Raw genomic sequence first — 20,897 nt, forward strand, 5'->3', positions numbered from 1 at the left:
TTAGTCGGCCGGTACGTATGGCGAAGAGAAACGGTTCTAAATGTGTCGTGTGATGCACGTCACACTAGAGTGAGTGGACAGAGATCGAACCGGCCGCTCCGTTTCGCCGTACTCCCCATGAGGCACTTTACGGACGGGGACGGGTGAAATGATCTATCGACTGCTCGGAGTGGTGATCGCCTGCCTGGTGATATGGGTGGGAATGCCCGCCCATGCCTACGCGGAAATCGACGCCCATGATCGGGAACTGCTCGCCGCCGTGCGACAGGCGGGTCTGTGGGAAGGCCCGGTCAGTCGTCAGGCGGAACAGCGCGGAGGCGCGCAACGGGTGCGCGAGGTCGGCCGCAAACTCGCGGACGATCACGATCGCCTCGACGCCAAGGTCCGCGAACTCGCGTCGAGGGTCCGTGTCGAACTTCCCGGTGAACCCACCGAAGAACAGCGGTCCTGGGTCGACGAGATCACCGCCGCCGACGGCGCCGACTTCGACCGCGTCTACGTCAACCGCGCCCGCGCCGCGCACGGGAGCGTCTTCGGCCTCGCCTCACAGGTCCGGGCGGCCACCCGCGACGACGCGATGCGTTCCTTCGCCCAGACGGCCGTCGACACCGTCATGCGGCATATGACCCTGCTCGAAAGCACCGGTCTCGCCGAGACGACCTCGCTGATGGTCGTTTCCGCCGGTGGCAACGAACTCGACGGCGGCGACCTCATGCTCGGCGTGCTCATGGCCGGGCTCGCCGGGGGAGCGACCTTCGGCCTGGTGCGGGTGCTCGGCTCGCCGGGCAGGCGCGCATGACGGCCTCGCTGCTCGCGGTCATCCCGGTCCCGTCGCCGCACGACAGCGGGGTGCGGGACATCGCCACGCTTTCGGCCCGGTTCGCCTACGTGACGATGTGCCTGACGCTGGCGTGGGGCGTGCTGAGCGCCACCGGCTGGATCCGGCGCGTCACCGGGCACGAGGCGTTGCGCGGCGGGCACGTCGTGCTCGCCGCGTTCACCCTCGCCACCGGCGTTGTCCACGGCCTGTCCTATCTCTTCCTCGACGACGGCTCGTTCGGAGTGCTCGCGCTGGTGATCCCGTTCGCCGGTGGCGGGTTCGCGCGGCATGCGGCGGGCGTTGTCGGGCTTGAGCTGTTCATCGCCGTTTCGGTCACCGCCGCGTTGCGCCGCGGCCTGGCCGACCGCGGCTGGCAGCGATTCCATCAGGCAGGCTATTTCTCGGTCGGCCTGCTGGCGATCCATTCCTGGCTCGGCGCGGCCGCGAACGGCCACCTCGCGGCCGTCTGGCTTGGCGGGATCACCGTGCTCACCCCGGCCGTCGCGCTCACCGTGCTCCGGGTGCTCCCGCCGCGGGCGCTGGTCCGCCTCGGGCTCCTCGACGGCGACACCGGCCGGGCCGCGCCGATCCGGATCTCCGTCGACGACAAGAAATGCCACCGCTACGCCATCTGCCAGGCCGAAGCGCCGCAGGTCTTCCAGTTACAGGGTGACGGCCAGCTGCGCTATCTCCGGAAACCCGGCGCCAAACAGGTGCCGCGGGTCCAGGCCGCGGCGAGAGCTTGTCCGATGCGAGCCATCCAACTGCAAGGGGCGCGACAATGAGCGAACGGATCGTCGTGGTCGGCGGCGGGCTTGCCGGACTGCGGTGCGCGGAACGGTTGCGGGAACTGCGGTTCGACGGCGAACTGGTGATCGTCGGCAACGAACCGGATCTGCCGTATCACCGGCCCGCGTTGTCCAAACAGTTGTTGACCGGCGCCACGGATCCGGCGGAGATGAGGCTCGCCCGGCTCGACGAGATCGACGCCGAATGGCGGTTCAGCACCCCGGCCACGCACCTGCAACCGGGCCGCCAGGTCGTCCATCTGCCCGGTGCCGAGGAACTGCCGTACGACGGGCTCGTCATCGCCAGCGGTGTCGAACCGCGGCGGCTTTCCGGTGTCCCGCACGGGCATCCGCGCGTGGTCGTCGTCCGGACGCTGGCCGACGCCGCCCGACTGCGCGACAACCTCGCCGCCGACCACGGCCCCGTCGCGGTGCTGGGCAGCGGGTTCATCGGCTGCGAGGTCGCCGCGAGCCTGCGTGAGGTCGGCCGGGAGGTCACGATCATCGGCCGGTCCGCGAACCTGCTCGGCGAGGTCGTCGGCAAGCACATCGGGCAGAAACTCTCGGCGCTGCACCGGGCGCGGGGTGTCCGGCTCGCGCTGGGCGCGTCGATCGACGACTGGCGGACCACGGCGAACGGGCTGCGGCTGCACTCTTCGGACGGCTGGATCCTCGACGTCTCCTGCGTCATCGTGGCCGTCGGGACCGTGCCGTCGATCTCGTGGCTGCGCGGTGCCAAGCTGCCGCTCGACGACGGCGTCGTCTGTTCGCCGACCTGTCACGTGCTGGGGACGAGCAACATCGTCGCGGCGGGCGATGTCGCGCAATGGCCGAATCTGCGGTTCGACGAGACGCCACGGCGGGTCGAGCACTGGCTCAACGCCGTCGAGATGGGCCGGGCCGCCGCGGAGAACCTCCTGGCCGGGCCGCAGGCTTCGCGGCCGTTCGCGCCGGTGCCGCGGTTCTGGTCCGAACAGCACGGCGTGCGGATCCAGGCGGGCGGCATCCCGAAGCTCGGCACCGACACCGTCGCGCTCGCCTCGCCCGTCGGCGGCGAGAAACCCGTCACCGGCTTCGTCCGCAAGGGACGGCTCGTCGGTGTCGTCGGCCTCGACAGCCCGTCCGCCGTCCTCCACTGGACCAACGAGATCGCGGAGCAGAACCCCGCCAGCCGTCAAGGAGAAACGGAGACGCCTGATGCGCCGATCGCGGTTGACCATGCTCGTCGTCATCGCGGCACTCGTCGTGGGCGCCGCGATGTGGTGGCAGGCGGCTGATCCCGGCCCGGCGGCGCTGACGGCGGGGGCCCCGGTCACCGAAGCCCTCCCCGGCCCGCGAGTCCCGCCGTCCAGCACCTCGCGGCCCAGCACTCCGGCGGACTCCCCGCCCGGCACGCGGCTCACCGCCGTCTACATGACGAAAATGGGGCAGGCCATCCTCGATGAGACGGGCGCCGTCCTCTTCCGCTACGAACGCGACAACCCGCACAAGGCCCGCTCGGCGTGCCTCGGCGACTGCGCCGCGGTGTGGACCCCCATCACGACCACCGGCACGCCGTCGGTGACCGGCATCGATCCCGCGCTCGTGGGAACCGTCAAACGGCCCGAAGGCGCCAAACAGGTGACGCTGGCAGGCCGGCCGCTCTACAAGTTCGCCAACGCGCGGCCCGGCGAATGGACCGGACAGGGCACCGACCACGTCTGGTTCGTGATCAGACCCGACGGGCAGCGCAACCTGAACTGCCTGCCCACGCCCGTGCAGTAGGATTCGCCGACGGACGAGTCGGCAGGGCGGCCGCGAGCCGGGAGACCGGTTCGAGGAAAGTCCGGACTCCACAGGGCAGGGTGGTTGTTAACGGCAACCCGGGGCGACCCGCGGGACAGTGCCACAGAAAACAGACCGCCTCCGCGCGCTTCGCGGGCGGAGGTAAGGGTGAAACGGTGGTGTAAGAGACCACCAGCGTCCTGGGTGACCAGGACGGCTAGGTAAACCCCACCCGGAGCAAGGCCAAGAGGGAGCCGCGAGGCTCCTGCGCAGACGACCGAGGGCTGCCCGCCCGAGTCTGCGGGTAGGCCGCTCGAGCCCGCCGGCGACGGCGGGCCTAGATGGATGGCCGCCACTCGCTCCGCCGCAAGGCGAGGCGAGGACAGGATCCGGCTTATACGCCGGCTCGTCCTGGTACATGAAGGCCCCCTTCCTTGCGCCTAGCGCAAGGAAGGGGGCCTTCATGTACTTCAGGCTTGGGCGGGGGGCGTGTCAGTGTGCGGTCCGTGAAGGCCACCTTGGGGGACTCTGGGTCCCTCAAGGTGGCCTTCACGGACCCTCAGTGACATCAACTGCCCCAGTGACCTCACTGGTCACAAGCACGGCGCGTGAAGGCCCCCTTCCCTCGGCTCAGCGAAGGTAACTCGCCCATCGCGCCTCCCCGCGCCGCCGCCAAGTCCGTGAAGGCCTCCTTCCCTACCTTGAGGGTAGGGAAGGAGGCCTTCACGGACCGCCCGCCGCCCGCCGCCCGCCGCTCGACGCCCGCCGCTCGACGCCCGCCGCCCGCCGCCCGCCGCCCGCCGCCCGCCGCCCGCCGCCCGCCGCCCGCCGCCTCGACCCGCCGCGACCCGCCGCGACCCGCCCCCGACCTGGGAAGTGATAGCAAAGGTCCCTTGCTCCCCGCCTCGGCCCCTTCGGACACTGCGCCCCCTGTCTACTTGCCGGTAGGGTGCCTTCATGGGCGAAGCGAGTCGGGTCACGGGACGGTTCCGCGGGACGTTCGATGTACTGCATTCCCTCACCTATTTCGCCCCCGAGACGGATGCCGCGCTCACTGACGCGGGACTCCGGCCGGGGCGCATGACGTACTTCGCGGGCCGCGCGGCCCCCATGGGTGCGGTGAGTCCGGGTGTCGTCGCCGCCACGTTCTACAACTTCAATCCCGAGCTGGTCGCCCGCTACATCTACATCCCGCGCGCGTGGACGCTGGCCAGCCCGGACCGGATCATCGAGGCCCGGTTCGAAGCCGTCGACGCGACGCTGACCCGGCTACTCGGCAAGGACACCATCGACTCCGAAGAGGTCGCCGAGGCCGCCGAACTCGCCCGGGAGGCGACCGGGGGCTGCCAGGTCGACGGCCGCCCGCTCTACGCCGGGCACGCGGACCTCGACTGGCCGAGCGAACCGCACCTCGTTCTCTGGCACGCCATCACCCTGTTGCGTGAGCACCGCGGCGACGGCCACATCGCGGCGCTCGTCCTCAACGGTCTCGGCGGGCTCGACGCTCTCGTCACGCACACCGCCACCGGCAAGGGCTTCCAGGCCGCGGCGGCCAAGGCCTCCCGTGGCTGGAGCGACGAGCAGTGGGACGCCGCGGCCGACGCTCTCCGCGAGAGGGGCGTTCTCGACGCCGAGGGCGGTCTGACCGAGGCCGGGAACGATCTTCGCGAGCGGATCGAAGCCGCCACCAACGCCGCGTCGACAGGGCCGTGGGAGCACCTCGGCGAGGAGAAGACCAAGCGGCTTCACGAGCTGTGCGGGCCGTTGAGCCGCCAAGCCGTCGAAGCAGGCGCTTTTCCCGCGAATGTGTTCTCGACGGGCCGATAATCACGCTATGTAGTGAAAATGCGGGTGTGGTTTTCGCTTTGGGTAACGGAAGCGTGACTTTCCCTTGATCGGTGTCCATGATTTTTGTCGAATACGCGCTCACGCACTGGACTCGCGGAAAGCCACCGAACGAGTCATGTCACACTGGTCGCGGCCCGATTCCCGGCCGCCGACCCGTACTCACAGTGAGCAAGAACTTCGCAACCGGGTGAGTTCGTCAGCACACTGCGAAATCCGGGTGGCCGGGGTTAATCCTGACGACCCTTGCAACGATGATGGAGACCGAGGATGGTCGTGGTGCTGTGCCTCGCTCTGTGCTTAGTAGACGCTGCGTAAAACAAGAGGTATCTACAGAGCGCGCTTTGACCACTACCCCTCGTGACGCCATGATGTTCGAAGCACCACCGAGCCAGAACCGCGCGAACCCCCTCTCCGCGCACCGGGAGTAATGCGATGATGACCTTGACCACCCTCGACACGCTGGCCGCCGGCGAGCTCGGCACCGGCAACGTCCGCACCTGGCTGATCGACAACATCATTCCCCTGGTGCTGCTGGCCGTCGCACTTCTGCTGCTGTGGCTGGGTGGCGGCAAGGGGGACAACGCTGGTGTCATGCGCCGTCTCGCCGGTGTCGTGATCGCGCTGGCGATCATCGGCCTCGCGGTGAGTGGTGCCGGAGTCAACGTGGGCCAGTGGATCGCCGGCCTCTTCACGGGCTGAGGCAGGGCCCGCGTTGCGTATCCGCACCGATGACGAGGTTTACCGGGTCGATGCCGTGTGGCTCGGCCCGCCGAAAGCGACTTTTCCCTGGAGAGCCCGCTACGTCGCGTGGCTCGTCGGTATCCCGGTCTTCCTGATCGTGCTCACCGTCGAACGGTGGGCAGGCTGGAGCTTCGGGTTCTTCTCGACCGCCTGGGCCTTCGTCGCCACAATTGTGATCACCAGATTGATCACGGCCAAGATCAGCCATGAGCGCCCACTCGGCGCCGTGGCCGCGATGGCGGCGAAAGAGCTCAATTCACCCAGAGAACGGACCACGGGTACGGGCGGCGCGGCCAGCGCATCCCGCGTCCGGGTGCGGGCGACCCGCCCGCTGCCGAAGCACCGCAGGAGACGGCAGTACCAGCAACACGGCTACGGCGGCGGCGCCGGAGCTCAGGGAACACCACGAGCGCGTCGGAGCCGCCCTGCGGCTCAGGCCGGGAGGTAGTCGTTGTTCGGTCGCGGCGGAAGCCGAGGAAAACGTGATCGTGACCTGCAGCAAGGGGCCTGGAGCCAGCCCCAGCAGGTCCGCTCCGCGCAGCCCAAGAAGGCCGGCAAGGGGAGGCGGTTGCCCGGTGAGGCGGCCATACCTGCCTACACCCCGTCGATCGCGGCGCGAAGCATCGACGGGCACCTGTTACGCACCGGTTATGAGGTCTACGCCTGGTACCGGCTCGCGCCGCAGCGCTGGTCGTTCCGGTCGGACTCGCAGCGCCGCGACCTGATCGCGGCCATCGCGGGCCAGTACGCGGAACTCCAGGGCCGCTGGCTGCATCTGCGCGTGACCAACCGGCCGTACCCGATCCGCATGTGGGCCGAGGCCCACGTGCACAACGCCGTCGGACGTCCCCAGGACGTCCAGGGCGCGCTCTCCTTCGACGACTACCTCATCGGCGAGCAGCAGCAGCTCATGGGCCGCTCGATGGCCGAGAAAGAGGTCTATCTCGGCGTCCAGGTGCAGACCCGCCGGATGATCGACCGCGCGGTCGAGAGCGCCGCCCCGGTGCTGCGCAAGATCCTTCCGGAGGCCGTCGATGCCGAGCTGGCCGCGCTCGACTCCGAGGTCGAGCACCTCGACCAGGTGATCGGCTCCGCCGGTCTCGAAGGCCGCCCGGTGCACGCCGAAGAGATGTCCTGGCTGATGCACCGCTCGTGCTCGCTGGGCCTGCCCGCGCCGCGCAACATGCCCGCCGTCCCCGGCGCCGCCTGGGAACCCGAGGACCTCGCCAGCTTCACCGACGCGGCGGACTTCCACGCCGAGCCCTACGCGCCGACGGTCACCGTGCGCGGCCGCACCGGGTCGAACGCCGGGGTCTCGCGGCACCTCGCCGTCCTCACCGTCGGCCAGATGCACGGCTTGCAGATCCCCGAGGTCGACGACCCGTGGATCCAACACGCGGACCGGCTGCCCGCTGCGGTCGAGGTGTCCGCGCGGATCTACGTCCGGCGGCCCGAAGAGGTCGCCGGCGAATTGCAGCGCCAGATGAACAAGGTGCGTTCGCAGGTCAAGCACTACACCGACGAGCACGAACTGGAGCCGCCGCAGTCGCTGGCTCGCCAGGCGGGCCGGGTGCTGGAGATCGACGACGAGATGACGTCGGGCTTCACCGCGCTGGCCACCCGTGTGCGCTCCTGGTGGCGGCTGGCGGTTTCCGGGCCGACAGAGCGTGACGCGCTGCGTCTCGCCCAGCAGCTTCTCGACCTCTACAAGCCGAAGATCGCCGTCGAGCATCCCGAGGCCCAGTACGCGCTGGCCCGGGAGTTCATCCCCGGCGAGCCGCTGGCCTCGGCGGCGTACATGCGCCGCGGTTCGGTCGTGTGGGCGTCCTCGTCGGTGCCGACGGCGACGGCCGAGGTGGGCGACCGCCGCGGCATCCTGCTCGGCGAGACGGTGACCGCGACCCGGCGCCCGGTGGCGTGGGACCCGTGGATGGCGCAGGAGATCCGCGACGGCTCGGGCCTGACGGCGATGGTCGCCGGCCTCGGTGGCGGTAAGTCGTTCCTCGGCGGCGGCATCGTCTACAAGACGCTCCGCGCGGGCGCGCACTGGACGATCCTCGACCCGTCCGGCCCGCTGTCTCGCCTGTGCGATCTGCCCGAGATGCGGCCGTACGCGCGAAACATCAACCTGCTCAACGCGCAGCCCGGCATCCTCAACCCGTACCGGGTGGTCGCCGAGCCGCAGATCGAGCACTTCATGGACGAAGAGGACCCCGAGCGCTCCTGGCGGCGCGAGAAGGCCCTCGCGGGCGCGACGCGGCGACGTCTCGTGCTCGACGTCCTCACCGGTGTCCTGCCGTACGAGGTCTCGCGGATGGCGCAGACCCGGATCGTGCTGCTGCGCGCCGTCCGCGCGGTCGGCGGCCGGTTCGAAGCCGACCCCGGCCAGGTCATCGACGCGCTGCGCCGCGACTCCAGCGAGCACCACGAGCACGCCGTCGTCGTCGCGGACTTCCTCGACGAGATGCGCGAGCGGATGGCGCTGCTCATCCCGGAGACCGACGCGGACCCCTACGCCGAGACCCGCGACGACCGGATGACCGTGCTGACCATGGCGGGGCTGACCCTGCCCAAGGACGGCGTCCCACGCGAGTACTGGACGGACGCGGAATCCCTTGGCGTCGAGATGCTGAACCTCGCCGCGTGGCTGACGCAGCGGTCGGTGTACGAGAAGCCGAAGGAACTGCGCAAGGGCGTCTGGATCGACGAGGCGTTCTTCCTCTCCGAGGTCCCGACCGGTCGCGTGCTGATGAACCGCTTCGCGCGTGACTCGCGTAAATGGAACGTCCGGGTGCTGCTGTCCTCGCAGATCCCCGCGGACTTCCTGAAGATCCAGGGTTTCGTGGCGCTGCTGGACTCGGTGTTCGTCGGCCGTCTCGACGACGACGACGCCCAGGCCGACGCGTTGCGCCTGCTCAAGGTCCCGGTCGGCGTCGGCTACGAGCAGGTCGTCGCGGCGCTGGGCCGCCGTCCCGGCTCGTCCCGCGATCTCCAGCGGGACGTCGAGCCGCGCCAGTTCATCTTCGGTGACGGTGCCGGTGGCGTGGAGCGGATCCGCGTCGACTTCTCGGGGCCGCACCTGGAACACCTGCGCCGGGTCATGGACACCACGCCGGGTTCGCCCGACGCCAAGCCTTCCCGGCCGGGCAACGAACTCGCGGTCCCGGCGGAGAAGCAGTTCGTGGCGTCGCCGCCGGAGGAAGACGACTTCGAACTCGAAGAAGACCTCGAACTCGCGGCCGAACTCGAAGTCGGCCTCACCGACGAGCAGATGCTCGGCGCCCCGGACCCACTGGCGGCCGAGACGGGCGAAGTGCAAGGCGCCGTCCAAAATGGACACATCACGAACGGGGAAAAGGGCGAGCCCGCGCGCGCCGGCAAGGGTGGCACCGGCAGGGATGCCGCATGAACACGGTGATCACGCTGGCGTGCGTGCTCGCGTTCGCCGCCGGCTGGCACGCGCTGCGCCGCCGCCTCAAAGAGGGGCCGCGGCCGGGTAAATCCATGCCCAGCCGCCGCGCGACCATGTTCGTCGTCGTGCTGATCCTCGGCTTGCAGGCGGTGGCGACCGCTCCGGCGGCGTCGGCCGCGGCCTGTGGTGAGGCGCCGAACCCGGAACGGCCAGGAGCCGGCATGGTCGGCGCCCTCGACCCGCCCGCGACCGCTCGCGGTGAAGGCGGCAGCCCGTACAACGTCTACGGGTACGCGGGCCACGTCTGGGACACGTTCGAAACCGACTGCGGCCCGCTGGCCGGGATCACCTCGCCCAACTCGACGATCGACACCTGGGCGGGCAACCAGCTCTTCAACATCGGCAAGAACCTCGTCGGTGCCACGAACTCGCTGCACTACACCGTGTTGCAGGGCAGCCTGCTCAGCCCGCTGTACAACGCCGTCAAGGCCGGGGCCGAAAAGGTCTACAACAACATCTACGCCCAGTTGTTCGGCCTGGCCGCGCTGATCATGTCGATCATGCTGTTCCGCAACATCTGGCGGGGCGACCTCGCGGCGGTCAGCAAACGGGCGCTGTACGGGCTGGCCGCGGTCTGGCTGGCCGCGTCTTCGCTGGCACTGCTGCGTTTCCTCGATCCGATCGACAACGCGATCGTGCAGACCACCACCAACATCCAGGCAGGCTTCATCGACGAGCCCAAGACGCCGCCGCCGACCCAGCCGCCGCCGCCCTCGGCGCAACCGTGTCTGGCGACCCCGGAGGCCGTCGCGGCTCGCCAGCCATGGGACCGGGTCCCGACCGAACTGCACTGCCGGGTCGTCTACGACAACTGGCTCCGTGGGGAGTTCGGCAGCCCGGACTCGCCGCAGGCGCTGCAGTACGGTCCGCTGCTGCTGGACGCACGCGCCTTCACCTGGGGCCAGATCCAGCAGGGTGGCGACGCCGACACCGCGCTGGTCGACTCCAAGAAGGCGGCGTTCAAGGACATCTCCACCAAGCTCGGCCCGGCGACGGGCTATTTCACGGGTGAGGACGGCAGCCGCGTCGGCGCCGGTTTCCTTTCTCTCGGCCAGGGAATCTTCTACTCGCTGTTCCAGTTGCTGGCCAAGGCCACGGTGCTGCTCGCGCAGGTGCTGATCAGGATCTTCGTCCTGACGGCTCCGCTGATCGGGCTGATCGCGCTACTCCAGCCGCAGATCATGCAGCGCATTCTCAAGGTCGTCGGCGCGGTCGCCTTCAACCTCATGGTGCTTTCCGTGCTGGCCGGCGTGCACACCCTCCTGCTGGAGGCGATCTTCACCGCGGGGAACTCGCTTTCCCTGCTGACGAAGATGGCGCTCGCGGGCATCATCACCGTGTTGCTGTTCATGATCGGCCGCCCCGTGCGGCGGCTGTGGCAGATGGTCGAGATGTCCGTCGGCATGGTCGGCGGCGCGGTGCCTTCGCCACGTGGCGGGCTCTTTTCCCGCTTCCGCAAGAAGAACAACGAGCAGACCCCGCAGGACGCGTTCTGGCAGAACGTCCGTGACACCGACGACGTCGTCGACGGCGACCTCCGCGGTCCCGTCGGCGCGACCGTCGGCGGCGGGCGATTCCGGCCGGAGGCGACGATCTTCGCCAGTTCCCAGCGGCTCGACAACGGTTCCGGCGCGATCCGGCCCGCCGCGGCCTGGTCCGGAGCGCCCTGGCCGGGCGCGGTCGGCGGCGGTGGTGGCCAGTCCGCGCTTCCCGCCGGTGGCGGCGGAGGCGTTCCGGTGTTCGGCCAGTACAACCCGTCCGCGGGTAACCCCGGCGACTCCATGTTCACCTCGGGTGGGCGGAGCCCTGTCCAGATACCGAGCCGCCGCGTCGACACGTCGCCGGTCGCCGACCGGCGCTGGAGCGACGAACCGGAGCCGGTCGTCGTGCCGTCGCGGATGAATTCCGCCGGTGGCGGCTACGCCACTCCCGACTACTCGGGTGTCGTACCGGTGCAACCAGGCCCGTCCACACCGCGTCCCCGCCGCGTCGATCCCGAAGTCGTCGCGGGCAAGCAGGTCTTCGTGGTGTACCGGCCTTCGCGCGGGCTCGAGGTCCGTGAGGACTTCCGGGACACCGACCACGCTGTGGGCCGGTGACCCATGCCGATCCGGACGAATCGCGGGCGTACCGCGGTCTATCGCAGGCTGTGGGGGTGGCCGCTGCGTTCACCTCGCCACCTCATCGGCACGCTGGTGGTCCTCGCGGTGGCGCTCACGGCGGTGGGCATCCTGCTGCCCAAGGCCGTCGGAAAACCGGGGCAGACGGCCGGCGGGCCGGGTTCCTCGGCGACCAGCACTTCGCGGCCGGGCGTCGCGGCGCCGGTGACCGTGACGTCGACGCTGCCGCCGAGGCTGACCACCCAGCCGCCGCCGTCGTCCGCGCCACCTGACCAGAGCGGTGTCCGGGTCGCCAAGGAGTGGGTGACGGCATGGGCGAACCATCCCGACGGTACGACCACCGAGAAATGGCTGAACGGCTTGCGGCCGTACACCACCGAGGAATATCTCGCCGGGGAACTGACGACGGTGGATCCCGCGAACATCACCGCCACGAAGGTGACCGGGGAGCCGCAGGTCGTGTCCTCGCTCGCCGGATCGATGGAGGTGGACGTCCCGACGGACGGGCCCAAGGTCCGGGTCACCGTCGTCAAGCTGAACTTCGGGTGGCGGGTCACCAAGTTCACGCAAGCGGGCTGACCCGATGAAGATCGGGATCATCGTCGGCGTGCTGATCGCCGCGGTCTTCGCCGCGGTGGTCACCACGAACACGGTCACCGAGGTGGTGACCGAGCATATGGAGGCGCAGGCGGGCGGCGTCGTCAAGACCTCTTGTGACGCGTCGATCGGGCCGACCCTGCCCGGCCAGGTCGATCGCGGTTCTTCGGACGTCAACAAGCTCGACGAAGAACAGAAGGGGATCGTCGCGCTGATCATCTCGATCGGCAAGCAGCGGACGTTGTCGCCGCGCGCGTGGCAGGTGGCGATCCAGGCCGGGATGACCGAGTCCAAGCTGCGGAACCTGACCTACGGCGACCGCGACTCGCTCGGCATCTTCCAGATGCGGCCGTCGATGGGCTGGGGCACCGTCGCGCAGGTCACCGACCCGCCGTACCAGGTCAACAAGTTCTACGACGTGCTGCTCGCCGTGCCGGACTGGGAGAACATGCGTCCCGGTGACGCGGCCCAGCGGGTGGAGCGGTCCGGCTTCCCCGACCGGTACCACAACTGGGAACCGATGGCGGCGCTCCTCGTGCAGAACGAGGGCCAGATCGTCGACGTCGTCGGCTGCGGGACGAGCGTGGGCAGCGTGGTGCCGCCGAGCCAGGCCGCCGCGCAGGCCATCAAGTTCGCCCTCGGCGAGCAGGGCAAGCCGTACATCTGGGGCGCCACCGGGCCGAATTCCTACGACTGCTCCGGGCTGATGCTGCGGGCCTACGAGTCGGCCGGGATCGTCATCCCGCGGGTTTCGCGGGACCAGTACAAGGGCGGCGCGATGCTGCCGGTCCGCCAGGCGCAGCCGGGTGACCTGCTGTTCCTCGCCACCGTCCCGTCGAACCCGGCGACCATCCACCACGTGATGATGTACCTGGGTGAGGGCAAGATCGTCGAGGCGCAGCAGACCGGGGTCCCGGTGCACATCCGCGACTTCTCCTTCGACGAGGCCGAAGTGGTCGCGCAGGCGGTCCGTCCTGGCGTTTAGCATGGTGAAAGCGTGGTTTCGCGACCGCGGGACCATCGGATTCACCCGAAGTGGCGGCCTGTCCACCGGCGAGCGGCCGCACACTGGCAGAGGATGAAGAACGTGGCACGGAAATTCGGAAGGCGAAGCAAGCCCGCTGTGGCGCACGGCCCGGAGGTCGATCCCCGCGATCTTTTCGGTACTCCGCAACCCGCGCGGCAGGCCGCGAGGCCGGCGTCGAGCACGCCGCTGGCCGACCAGCTGAACCAGGGCTGGCCGGGAGTCGACCCCGGTTACGTGGTGTTGCCGCGTTCGCTGGCCGAAGGGATGTCGCTGCCCTGGCAGCAGCAGATGGCCGCCCTGCTCGCCCAGTTCCACCACGAGAACGCCCACCTCGCCTGGCCGATCTACCGCGTCGTCCCGTCGCGGTACGAAAAGCTCGTCGATCTCGACGAGGAGCAGCTGGCGGAGGCCGGCTACCTGGTCGAGATGGACACCGAAGGCGAGATGATCTACCGCGAGCGCAGCGGCCGGAAGATCGATGATCCGGCGAACACGACGGTTCTCGTCTCCTGCCTCGACCCGATCCCGAAGCCGGCGCAGCGTCAGGCGCCACCGCCTCCTTCGCAGGCCGCACCGCCCGTGACCGGGCAGCCACCGCGAGCCCCGGCGCCGATGAACATCGGACCGGCCCCGGTGTGGCGCACGGTCACCCCGCCTGCCAGCCCGCCCGCGCCGCCGTTGCCGGGCGGATCCCCGCCGCCTGCCCCTCCTCAGGCAGGGCAGCCTGCCGCTGCCCCGGTCACGCCTCCGCCGGTGCGGCCTCAGCCTGTTCAGAGTCCGTCCGCGCAGGGTCAGCCCGCGCAGACGCCGCCTCCTGCGCAGACGCCGCCTCCAGCGGTGAGCGCGCCTCCGGCGGTGAGCGCGCCACCGGCCACGCCGGAACCGCAGTCCGCCACGCCGTCGCAGGCCGAACCGCAGCCGGATCCGCCGCAGGCCGCGAGCCCGCCGATGCCGGTCACCCCGCCGCCCGCTCCTCCGGTGACCGGGCCGCCTCCTGGACCCTTACCGCAGCCGGTGTCACCCAGTTCGCCGCCGCAGGGCATCCCCGTCGCGCCGGAGGCGGCCACCCCGCCGCGCGGCATCCCGATGAACCGGGGCTGGTTCGACGAAATGGGCGAAAACGTGCCCGAAAGCTCGAAACTGGATCCGCCCGAGAACGGCGAGTTCGGCCCGACCGGTGATCCCACGGAGATCCCCTATCGCTACCGCAAGTGATGACAGGAGGTCCGGGTGATGTCACGCTAGACGTATGTCGAGCGACCCGAACCCGGATCAGGGCTGGTACTTCAACACCAAGACGAATCAGGTCGAGCACCTGGAACGCGGCCGGAGCGTCGACCTCCTCGGCCCGTACCCGGACGAGGCGACGGCCAGGCGAGCACTGGACATCGCCAAGGAACGCACCCGGCAGGCCGACGCCGAGGACGCCAAGTGGAACGGTGACTGAGGGCCGCGGCACCACCGATCACCGGGGTGTCGCGAAAGCCACTTTCGCGACGTCTGATGTCCCGAAAGCGGCTTTCGCGACATGACCGCTGGGCAGGTACCTAAACACCCTTGGCCCTGATCCGAATTGCCCCTCACGACCACCTGCGACCGACCGCGGTCAGGCGTCCTGTCCGGCCAGCGCGGGCCCCAGCACGAACTCCGGGTCCACCTGCGCCGTGAGGTCTTCCCCCGCTCGCCCGCTGCCCCACGCCCGCGCGTTGCGCAGGTGGAACTCGACGCCCTGACGCTGGTAGCGAGCCCAATCGCGCCGCTCGGCGTCGACGGTCGCGAGCATCGAGCCCAGCGTCCCGAGGTTGTGCGCCTCGAGTTCGCCGATCGGGCGCGCGCGGCCGCGTTCGGCGGCGCGGACGTGCCGCGAGTTCTCCATCCAGCCCAGCAGGGCGTCGCCGACCTCGTCGCGCAGGAACTCGATGTCCTCGTCCTCGGTCACCTTGTTCCCCACGACGACCAGCCGCACCCCGAAGTCCCGCGCGTAGTCGGCGTACTGCCGGTACACGCCGACGCTGCGCACGGTCGGTTCGCACACCAGGAACGTCACGTCGAACCGCGTGAACAGCCCGGACGCGAACGCGTCGGCGCCGGCGGTCATGTCCATGACCACGTATTCGCCGACGTCGTCGATCATGTGGTTCAGCAGCAGTTCCGCCGCGCCGACCTTCGAGTGGTAGCAGGCGACGCCGAGGTCGTCCTCGTCGAACTGCCCGGTGACACCGAGGCGCACGCCGCCGAATTCGCGGAAACAGGCCTGGAAGATCGGGTTGTCCTCGAACGGCCGGACCAGCCGCGACCCGCGACCCGGCGGGGTCGTCTTGATCATCGAGGCCGCGTCGGCGATCCGCGGGTTGTCGCCGCGCAGGTAGTCCTTGATCAGGCCCATGTTGTCGCCCAGCGTCGGCCACGCGATGGCCTCTTCCTCGCTCGCGCCGAGCGCGACGGCGAGATGCTGGTTGATGTCCGCGTCGATCGCCAGTACCGGTTTCCCGGCTCCGGCCAGGTACGCGGTGAACAGCGACGCCAGCGTGGTCTTGCCGCTGCCGCCCTTCCCGACGAACGCGATCTTCACGCCTCGGCCCTTCCTGTCGTTTTGAAAAGGGTATCGGTTTTCATTTCGGCTCGTAACGTACACCCGACCGGCCCGCGCCCGAACGGGCGATCAACCGGGCCGGAGCGGGATAGGGTTGGGTGGTGCCTCCACTCGTGATCAGGACACACACGGCCGGAGGGGACTTCGGTCACCTGCGAGCCGAGTTCTCGCTGCCGGAGACGTTCGGGCCCGACGTGCTCGCCGAGGCGGAGGCGGCGGTCGTCGACCCGCTCGAGTCCGCGGGGGAACGCGAGGACGCCACCGGTCTGCCCTTCGTCACCATCGATCCGCCCGGTTCGAAGGACCTCGACCAGGCGGTGCTGATCGAGCGCGCCGAGGGCGGTGGCTTCCGGGTGCACTACGCGATCGCCGATCTGGCGGCGTTCATCCCGCCGGGTGGTGCGCTCGACAAGGAGGCACGCCGCCGGGGTCAGACGCTCTACCTGCCCGACGGCAACGTCCCGCTTCACCCGCCGGTGCTGTCCGAAGGCGCGGCGAGCCTGCTGCCGGGGGAGACCCGGCCCGCGGTGCTGTGGACCATCGACGTCGACGCCCAGGGCGAACCGACCGCCACCAACGTCCGCCGCGCGCTTGTCCGGTCCACCGAACAGTTCGACTACGAGACCGTCCAGGCCTCGATCGACGCGGGGAATCCCCATCCGTCGGTCGCGGCGCTGCCGGAGCTGGGCCGCCTGCGCCGCGAACTCGCGGTCCGGCGCGGCGCGGTCGAACTCCAGTTGCCGGAGCAGGAGATCAACGGTGATCCCGATGGTGGCTGGGCGCTGATCCAGCGGCCGCGCAACGACGTCGACGCGTGGAACGCCGAGATCTCGCTGCTCACCGGGATGGCGGCGGCCAAGATCATGATCGACGCCGGGATCGGTGTCCTGCGCACGCTGCCCCAGCCCGACGATGAAGCGATCGAGTGGCTGCGGCGGTCCGCGCAGGCGCTGAACATCGAGTGGCCCGAGGGTGCGAGCGTGTCCGAGTTCCTGGCCGCGCTGGATCCCGGCCAGCCCGCTTCCATGGCGCTTTTCGCCGACACCACAAGGCTTTTGCGGGGCGCCGGGTACACCGCGTTCGACGGCGAACTGCCCGCCTTGACCACGCACGCCGGCATCGGCGGCGCGTATGCCCACGTCACCGCGCCGATCCGGCGCCTGGTCGACCGGTTCGCCACCGAGATCTGCCTCGCCGTGAGCGCCGGCCGCGAAGTGCCCGCGTGGGTCCGTGCGGCGCTCAAGGAGGTGCCGGACCAGATGACCGCGTCCGACACGCTGGCGGCCAAGGTCGAACGCGCCTGCATCGACCAGGTCGAGGTCTGGGTGATGGCCGAGCACATCGGCGGCGAGTTCGGCGCGATCGTCCTGCGCGCGGACGAGACCAAGGCGGAGATCCTGGTCGAGGATCCGCCGGTGATGTCCAAGTGCACGGGCGAAAAACTGCCCGAGGGTGAGCGGATCCGCGTCCGGCTCACCGCGGTGGACGTCACCAAGCGGAAACTGTCCTTCGAGCGCGCATGATCGACGATCTCGGCGAAGTGGTCCCGCTGTCAGGTCCTGCGACGCGGGTGGTTTCGCTCGTGCCGTCGCTGACCGAGGCCGTCGAGGTGAGCGCGCCCGGCAAGCTGGCCGGTGCCACCGACTACTGCACCCACCCGGTCGGCTTGGACGTCCCGAGGGTAGGGGGTTCGAAGTACCCGAACGTGGACAAAGTGCTCGAACTCGCACCGGATCTGGTGCTGGCCAACTCCGAGGAGAACCGGCCGGAGGACGTGGAACGCCTGCGCGCCAACGGGATTCCGGTCTGGGTGATGGAGGCGTCGGCCACCGTGCCCGGCGCGCTGGGCTCGATCAGACGGATTCTCACGCAGGCCTACGACATCACCGAGCCGGAGTGGCTGGTCGAGGCCGAAGAGGTGTGGCGGGAGACCCTGCCGGAGCGGTTCCGGGCGGTCGTCCCGGTGTGGCGGAAACCGTGGATCGTGCTCGGACGTGACACCTTCGGCGGCGACGTCCTGCATCGCGTCGGAATCGGCAACGCCTACGCGGACGACGAAGAGCGCTACCCGCGTCCGAAGCTCGAAGAGCTCCAGGCGCGCTTCGCGGACGAAGACGCGAACCTGCTCGTACTGCCCGACGAGCCCTACGAGTTCACCGCGGACGACGGCCCCGAAGCGTTCCCCGGCGCGAAGTACGTCCTGGTCTCCGGACGCCATCTCACCTGGTACGGCCCTTCGCTCGTCGAGGCCCACTCCCACCTCACGCAACTCGGCACCTCATTGCGATAGTTCGTGCCACGAATCATCGCAACCAGGTGCCGAATTGCGGGGATCAGAGAGTCAGGCCGGTCAGGACGGTGACGCGTTCCTCGGTGAAGTCCGCCATCGCCGACGCGGGGCCCTCGCGGCCGACGCCGGAGTCCTTCACGCCGCCGTAAGGCATCTGGTCGGCCCGGAAGCTCGGCACGTCCCCGACGAGCACGCCGCCGACGCGCAGCTTCGCGGACACGTCGAACGCGGTCGGCAGGTCACGGGTGAACACGCCCGCCTGAAGCCCGAAGCGCGAGTCGTTGATCCGGCGTACGCCGTCCTCCACCGACTCCACCCGCGTGATCGACACGACCGGCCCGAAGACCTCGTCGGCCATCACCGACGCGTTCTCCGGCACGTTCGCGAGCACGGTCGGTTCGACGGTCGCGCCGTCGCGCTTGCCGCCGGTCAGCAGTTCGCCACCGGCGTCGACGGCGGCCGCGACCCACGACTCGACCCGCTCGGCCGCGGCGGTGTTGATCAGCGGTCCGACGTCCACGCCGTCCGCCCGCGGGTTGCCGGTCCCGAGCGCGCGCACCTGCTCCAGCACCTTCGCCTGGAGTTCGTCGTAGACGTCGGCGTGCGCGTACACCCGCTGCACCGAGATGCACGACTGTCCCGCCTGGTACATCGCGAAGGTCGCGATGCGCTGCGCTGCGAAGTCCAAATCCGTCCAATCAGGACAGACGAGTACCGCCGCGTTGCCACCGAGTTCGAGCGCGACGTGCTTGCGCGGAACGCTGTCGCGGATGCCCCAGCCCACCGGCACGGAACCGGTGAACGACACGACCGGCAGTCGCGGATCGGAGACCAGCCGAGCCGATTCCTCGTTGCTGACCGGGAGGATCGACCAGCTCCCGGCCGGAAGGGCGGTCTCGGCCAGGATCTCGCCGAGCAGCAGCGCGGTCAGCGGCGTCGCGGGCGCGGGCTTGAGCACGATCGGCGCGCCGACCGCGATCGCCGGGGCGACCTTGTGCGCCACCAGGTTCAGCGGGAAGTTGAACGGCGTGATGCCCAGCACCGGGCCCTTCGGCACTCGCCGCACGAGCGCGAGCCGTCCGGTGCCGCCCGGGTCGGTGTCGAGCCGCTGCAGGTCACCGGAGAACCGGCGCGCCTCCTCGGCGGCCCAGCGGAACGTCGACGCCGCGCGCCCGATCTCGCCGCGCGACCACTTCAGCGGCTTGCCCGACTCGGCGGTGATCAGCTGCGCGAGCTCTTCGGACCGCTCACCCAAAACTCGGGACACGTGGTCCAACGCCCCCGCCCGGACGTGCGCGGGCAGCGTCGCGAACTCATCCTGGACGTCGTGCGCGGCCTGGACCGCGGTCTCGATGTCCGAAGAGGACGGAACGTGGTGCGAGCCCGCCTCGCTGCTGTCGAAGGAGTGGCGGACGACGATGGTCTCGTCGCTGGTGACCGGCTTTCCGGCTACCCAGAAAGGAAAGGTACTCACTTGGAGGCCTCCGTACGGACAGCGTGCTCGAGGACGGACAGGCCCTCTTCGAGCAGTTCGGTGGACAGGGACAGCGGCGGCAGCAGGCGGACGACGTTGCCGTAGGTGCCGCAGGTGAGGACGACGACCCCGGCCTGGTGACAGGCCTGCGCGACCCGTTTGGTCAGGTCGGCGTCGGGTTCGGTGGTGCCGGGCTTGACGAACTCGGCGGCCAGCATCGCGCCGCGGCCGCGGACGTCGCCGATCACGCCGGTCTCCTCGGCCAGCGCCCGCAGCCGCGGCAGTACCGTGTTCTCGATGCGTTTCGCCGACGCCGCGAGGTTCTCCTGGCGCATGACCTCGATCGAGCCGAGCGCCGCGGCGCACGCGATCGGGTTACCGCCGTAGGTTCCGCCGAGCCCGCCCGGCGGGACGGCGTCGAGCAGTTCCGCGCGGCCGGTGACGGCGGCAAGGGGCAGCCCGCCCGCGATGCCCTTGGCGGTCGCGATCAGATCGGGCACGACGTCCTCGTGCGTGGACGCGAACCACTCGCCGGTGCGGCAGAAGCCGGTCTGCACCTCGTCCGCGACGAACACGACACCGTTCTCGGTGCACCAGCGGGAGAGCGCGGGCAGGAAACCGGGAGCGGGCTCGATGAACCCGCCCTCACCCTGCACCGGTTCGAGGACGACGGCCGCGACCTGGTCGCCGCCGATCTGCTTCTCGATGCGGTCGATGGCGATGCGCGCCGCTTCGGGACCGGACAGGCCGTCGCGGTACGGGTACGACCCCGGCACCCGGTAGACCTCGGGCGCGAACGGGCCGAAACCGTGCTTGTAGGGGATGGACTTCGCGGTCAGCGCCATCGTCAGGTTGGTGCGGCCGTGGTAGGCGTGGTCGAACACGACGACCGCCTGGCGGCCGGTCGCGGCGCGGGCGATCTTCACCGCGTTCTCGACGGCCTCGGCGCCGGAGTTGAACAGCACCGAACGCTTCTCGTGGGTGCCCGGCGTCAGCTTGTCGAGTGCTTCGCACACCTCGACGTACCCCTCGTACGGCGTGACCATGAAACACGTGTGCGTGAACAGGCCCACCTGCTCGCGGACGCGGTCCACGACGGCGGGGGCGGCGTGGCCGACGTTGGTCACCGCGATGCCGGAACCGAAGTCGATGAGGACGTTGCCGTCGGCGTCGGTGAGCAGGCCGCCCTCGGCCGAGGTGATGTAGACGGGCAGCACCGAACTCACGCCCGCGGCGACGACGCCGGCGCGGCGCTCCTGCAAGGCGCGCGAGGCGGGGCCGGGAATCTCGGTGCGCAGCCTGCGCTGGGTTTCGGTGGTGACGGTCACGGCCAGACTCCTGCGGACGCGAGGGACGGGGTCGC

Annotated in this window: 18 protein-coding genes and 1 other RNA gene; 16 read left to right on the top strand and 3 right to left on the bottom strand. The window is 69.9% G+C overall.

Annotated features, from left to right (window positions below; all coding sequences use genetic code 11):
• Positions 1-148 precede the first annotated feature (148 nt).
• The 14 genes from ACLARN_RS37065 (at position 149) to ACLARN_RS37130 (ending at position 14,624) form a co-directional block, all read left to right on the top strand.
• A complete protein-coding gene (locus ACLARN_RS37065; protein WP_409496151.1) occupies positions 149-799 on the top strand; it encodes a DUF4142 domain-containing protein in 651 nt (216 codons plus the stop codon).
• Positions 796-1,605 (top strand): ferredoxin, encoded by an 810-nt coding sequence (locus tag ACLARN_RS37070; protein WP_409496152.1) that lies wholly within the window; start codon positions 796-798, stop codon positions 1,603-1,605. Before ACLARN_RS37065 ends, ACLARN_RS37070 begins: the two co-directional genes overlap by 4 nt.
• Complete coding sequence (locus ACLARN_RS37075) at positions 1,602-2,885, top strand: NAD(P)/FAD-dependent oxidoreductase (RefSeq protein ID WP_409496153.1); 1,284 nt, start codon at positions 1,602-1,604, stop codon at positions 2,883-2,885. The genes ACLARN_RS37070 and ACLARN_RS37075 overlap by 4 nt, the downstream gene beginning before the upstream one ends.
• Positions 2,806-3,372 (top strand): hypothetical protein, encoded by a 567-nt coding sequence (locus ACLARN_RS37080; RefSeq protein WP_409496154.1) that lies wholly within the window; start codon positions 2,806-2,808, stop codon positions 3,370-3,372. The genes ACLARN_RS37075 and ACLARN_RS37080 overlap by 80 nt, the downstream gene beginning before the upstream one ends.
• Positions 3,373-3,386: 14 nt before the next feature.
• An RNA gene (gene rnpB / locus ACLARN_RS37085) (RNase P RNA component class A) lies at positions 3,387-3,785 on the top strand.
• 544 nt (positions 3,786-4,329) lie between these two features.
• The gene (locus tag ACLARN_RS37090; RefSeq protein WP_409496155.1) at positions 4,330-5,199 is read left to right on the top strand and encodes an SCO6745 family protein; all 870 of its coding nucleotides are present in this window, start codon (positions 4,330-4,332) and stop codon (positions 5,197-5,199) included.
• Between the two features lie 453 nt (positions 5,200-5,652).
• On the top strand, positions 5,653-5,919 hold the full coding sequence (locus tag ACLARN_RS37095) for a hypothetical protein (protein WP_005166545.1): 267 nt from the start codon (positions 5,653-5,655) through the stop codon (positions 5,917-5,919).
• 13 nt (positions 5,920-5,932) lie between these two features.
• Positions 5,933-6,409, top strand: a complete 477-nt coding sequence (locus ACLARN_RS37100) for a hypothetical protein (protein WP_409496156.1) — start codon at positions 5,933-5,935, stop codon at positions 6,407-6,409.
• Positions 6,410-6,412: 3 nt separating this feature from the next.
• Positions 6,413-9,370: an ATP-binding protein gene (locus ACLARN_RS37105; protein ID WP_409496157.1), complete on the top strand. Its 2,958-nt coding sequence runs from the start codon at positions 6,413-6,415 to the stop codon at positions 9,368-9,370.
• The gene (locus tag ACLARN_RS37110; RefSeq protein WP_409496158.1) at positions 9,367-11,532 is read left to right on the top strand and encodes a magnesium transporter; all 2,166 of its coding nucleotides are present in this window, start codon (positions 9,367-9,369) and stop codon (positions 11,530-11,532) included. Before ACLARN_RS37105 ends, ACLARN_RS37110 begins: the two co-directional genes overlap by 4 nt.
• A 3-nt stretch (positions 11,533-11,535) precedes the next feature.
• Positions 11,536-12,132, top strand: a complete 597-nt coding sequence (locus ACLARN_RS37115) for a hypothetical protein (RefSeq protein ID WP_409496159.1) — start codon at positions 11,536-11,538, stop codon at positions 12,130-12,132.
• Between the two features lie 4 nt (positions 12,133-12,136).
• Positions 12,137-13,135: a C40 family peptidase gene (locus tag ACLARN_RS37120; RefSeq protein WP_409496160.1), complete on the top strand. Its 999-nt coding sequence runs from the start codon at positions 12,137-12,139 to the stop codon at positions 13,133-13,135.
• A 93-nt stretch (positions 13,136-13,228) separates the two neighbouring features.
• On the top strand, positions 13,229-14,392 hold the full coding sequence (locus ACLARN_RS37125; RefSeq protein ID WP_409496161.1) for a hypothetical protein: 1,164 nt from the start codon (positions 13,229-13,231) through the stop codon (positions 14,390-14,392).
• Positions 14,393-14,426: 34 nt separating this feature from the next.
• Positions 14,427-14,624, top strand: coding sequence for a hypothetical protein (locus ACLARN_RS37130; protein ID WP_076163388.1), 198 nt, complete (start codon positions 14,427-14,429; stop codon positions 14,622-14,624).
• Between the two features lie 159 nt (positions 14,625-14,783).
• On the opposite strand, the gene ACLARN_RS37135 is transcribed toward ACLARN_RS37130, so the two are convergent.
• Positions 14,784-15,749 carry an AAA family ATPase gene (locus ACLARN_RS37135; protein WP_409496162.1) on the bottom strand — a complete coding sequence of 322 codons (966 nt, stop codon included), beginning with the start codon at positions 15,747-15,749 and terminating at the stop codon, positions 14,784-14,786.
• 134 nt (positions 15,750-15,883) lie between these two features.
• Here ACLARN_RS37135 and ACLARN_RS37140 point away from each other — a divergent pair, with 134 nt between their 5' ends.
• Together ACLARN_RS37140 and ACLARN_RS37145 are read left to right on the top strand one after the other, a co-directional pair.
• Positions 15,884-17,293, top strand: coding sequence for an RNB domain-containing ribonuclease (locus ACLARN_RS37140; protein WP_409496186.1), 1,410 nt, complete (start codon positions 15,884-15,886; stop codon positions 17,291-17,293).
• Positions 17,290-18,060 carry a helical backbone metal receptor gene (locus ACLARN_RS37145; protein WP_409496163.1) on the top strand — a complete coding sequence of 257 codons (771 nt, stop codon included), beginning with the start codon at positions 17,290-17,292 and terminating at the stop codon, positions 18,058-18,060. Before ACLARN_RS37140 ends, ACLARN_RS37145 begins: the two co-directional genes overlap by 4 nt.
• Before the next feature lie 43 nt (positions 18,061-18,103).
• Here the strand turns inward: ACLARN_RS37145 and ACLARN_RS37150 are convergent, their stop codons facing one another.
• Complete coding sequence (locus ACLARN_RS37150) at positions 18,104-19,534, bottom strand: aldehyde dehydrogenase family protein (RefSeq protein ID WP_409496164.1); 1,431 nt, start codon at positions 19,532-19,534, stop codon at positions 18,104-18,106.
• The gene (gabT, locus tag ACLARN_RS37155; protein WP_409496165.1) at positions 19,531-20,862 is read right to left on the bottom strand and encodes a 4-aminobutyrate--2-oxoglutarate transaminase; all 1,332 of its coding nucleotides are present in this window, start codon (positions 20,860-20,862) and stop codon (positions 19,531-19,533) included. Before gabT ends, ACLARN_RS37150 begins: the two co-directional genes overlap by 4 nt.
• Positions 20,863-20,897: the final 35 nt, after the last annotated feature.

The sequence above is a fragment of the Amycolatopsis sp. cmx-11-12 genome (assembly GCF_046269425.1).
GTDB lineage: Bacteria > Actinomycetota > Actinomycetes > Mycobacteriales > Pseudonocardiaceae > Amycolatopsis.

Excerpts from the sequence above, each read along its gene's own strand:
- ACLARN_RS37065 (WP_409496151.1), top strand. The coding sequence starts at position 149 with ATGATCTATCGACTGCTCGGAGTGGTGATCGCCTGCCTGGTGATATGG.
- ACLARN_RS37070 (WP_409496152.1), top strand. The coding sequence starts at position 796 with ATGACGGCCTCGCTGCTCGCGGTCATCCCGGTCCCGTCGCCGCACGAC.
- ACLARN_RS37075 (WP_409496153.1), top strand. The coding sequence starts at position 1,602 with ATGAGCGAACGGATCGTCGTGGTCGGCGGCGGGCTTGCCGGACTGCGG.
- ACLARN_RS37080 (WP_409496154.1), top strand. The coding sequence starts at position 2,806 with ATGCGCCGATCGCGGTTGACCATGCTCGTCGTCATCGCGGCACTCGTC.
- ACLARN_RS37090 (WP_409496155.1), top strand. The coding sequence starts at position 4,330 with ATGGGCGAAGCGAGTCGGGTCACGGGACGGTTCCGCGGGACGTTCGAT.
- ACLARN_RS37095 (WP_005166545.1), top strand. The coding sequence starts at position 5,653 with ATGATGACCTTGACCACCCTCGACACGCTGGCCGCCGGCGAGCTCGGC.
- ACLARN_RS37110 (WP_409496158.1), top strand. The coding sequence starts at position 9,367 with ATGAACACGGTGATCACGCTGGCGTGCGTGCTCGCGTTCGCCGCCGGC.
- ACLARN_RS37115 (WP_409496159.1), top strand. The coding sequence starts at position 11,536 with ATGCCGATCCGGACGAATCGCGGGCGTACCGCGGTCTATCGCAGGCTG.
- ACLARN_RS37120 (WP_409496160.1), top strand. The coding sequence starts at position 12,137 with ATGAAGATCGGGATCATCGTCGGCGTGCTGATCGCCGCGGTCTTCGCC.
- ACLARN_RS37125 (WP_409496161.1), top strand. The coding sequence starts at position 13,229 with ATGAAGAACGTGGCACGGAAATTCGGAAGGCGAAGCAAGCCCGCTGTG.
- ACLARN_RS37130 (WP_076163388.1), top strand. The coding sequence starts at position 14,427 with ATGTCGAGCGACCCGAACCCGGATCAGGGCTGGTACTTCAACACCAAG.
- ACLARN_RS37145 (WP_409496163.1), top strand. The coding sequence starts at position 17,290 with ATGATCGACGATCTCGGCGAAGTGGTCCCGCTGTCAGGTCCTGCGACG.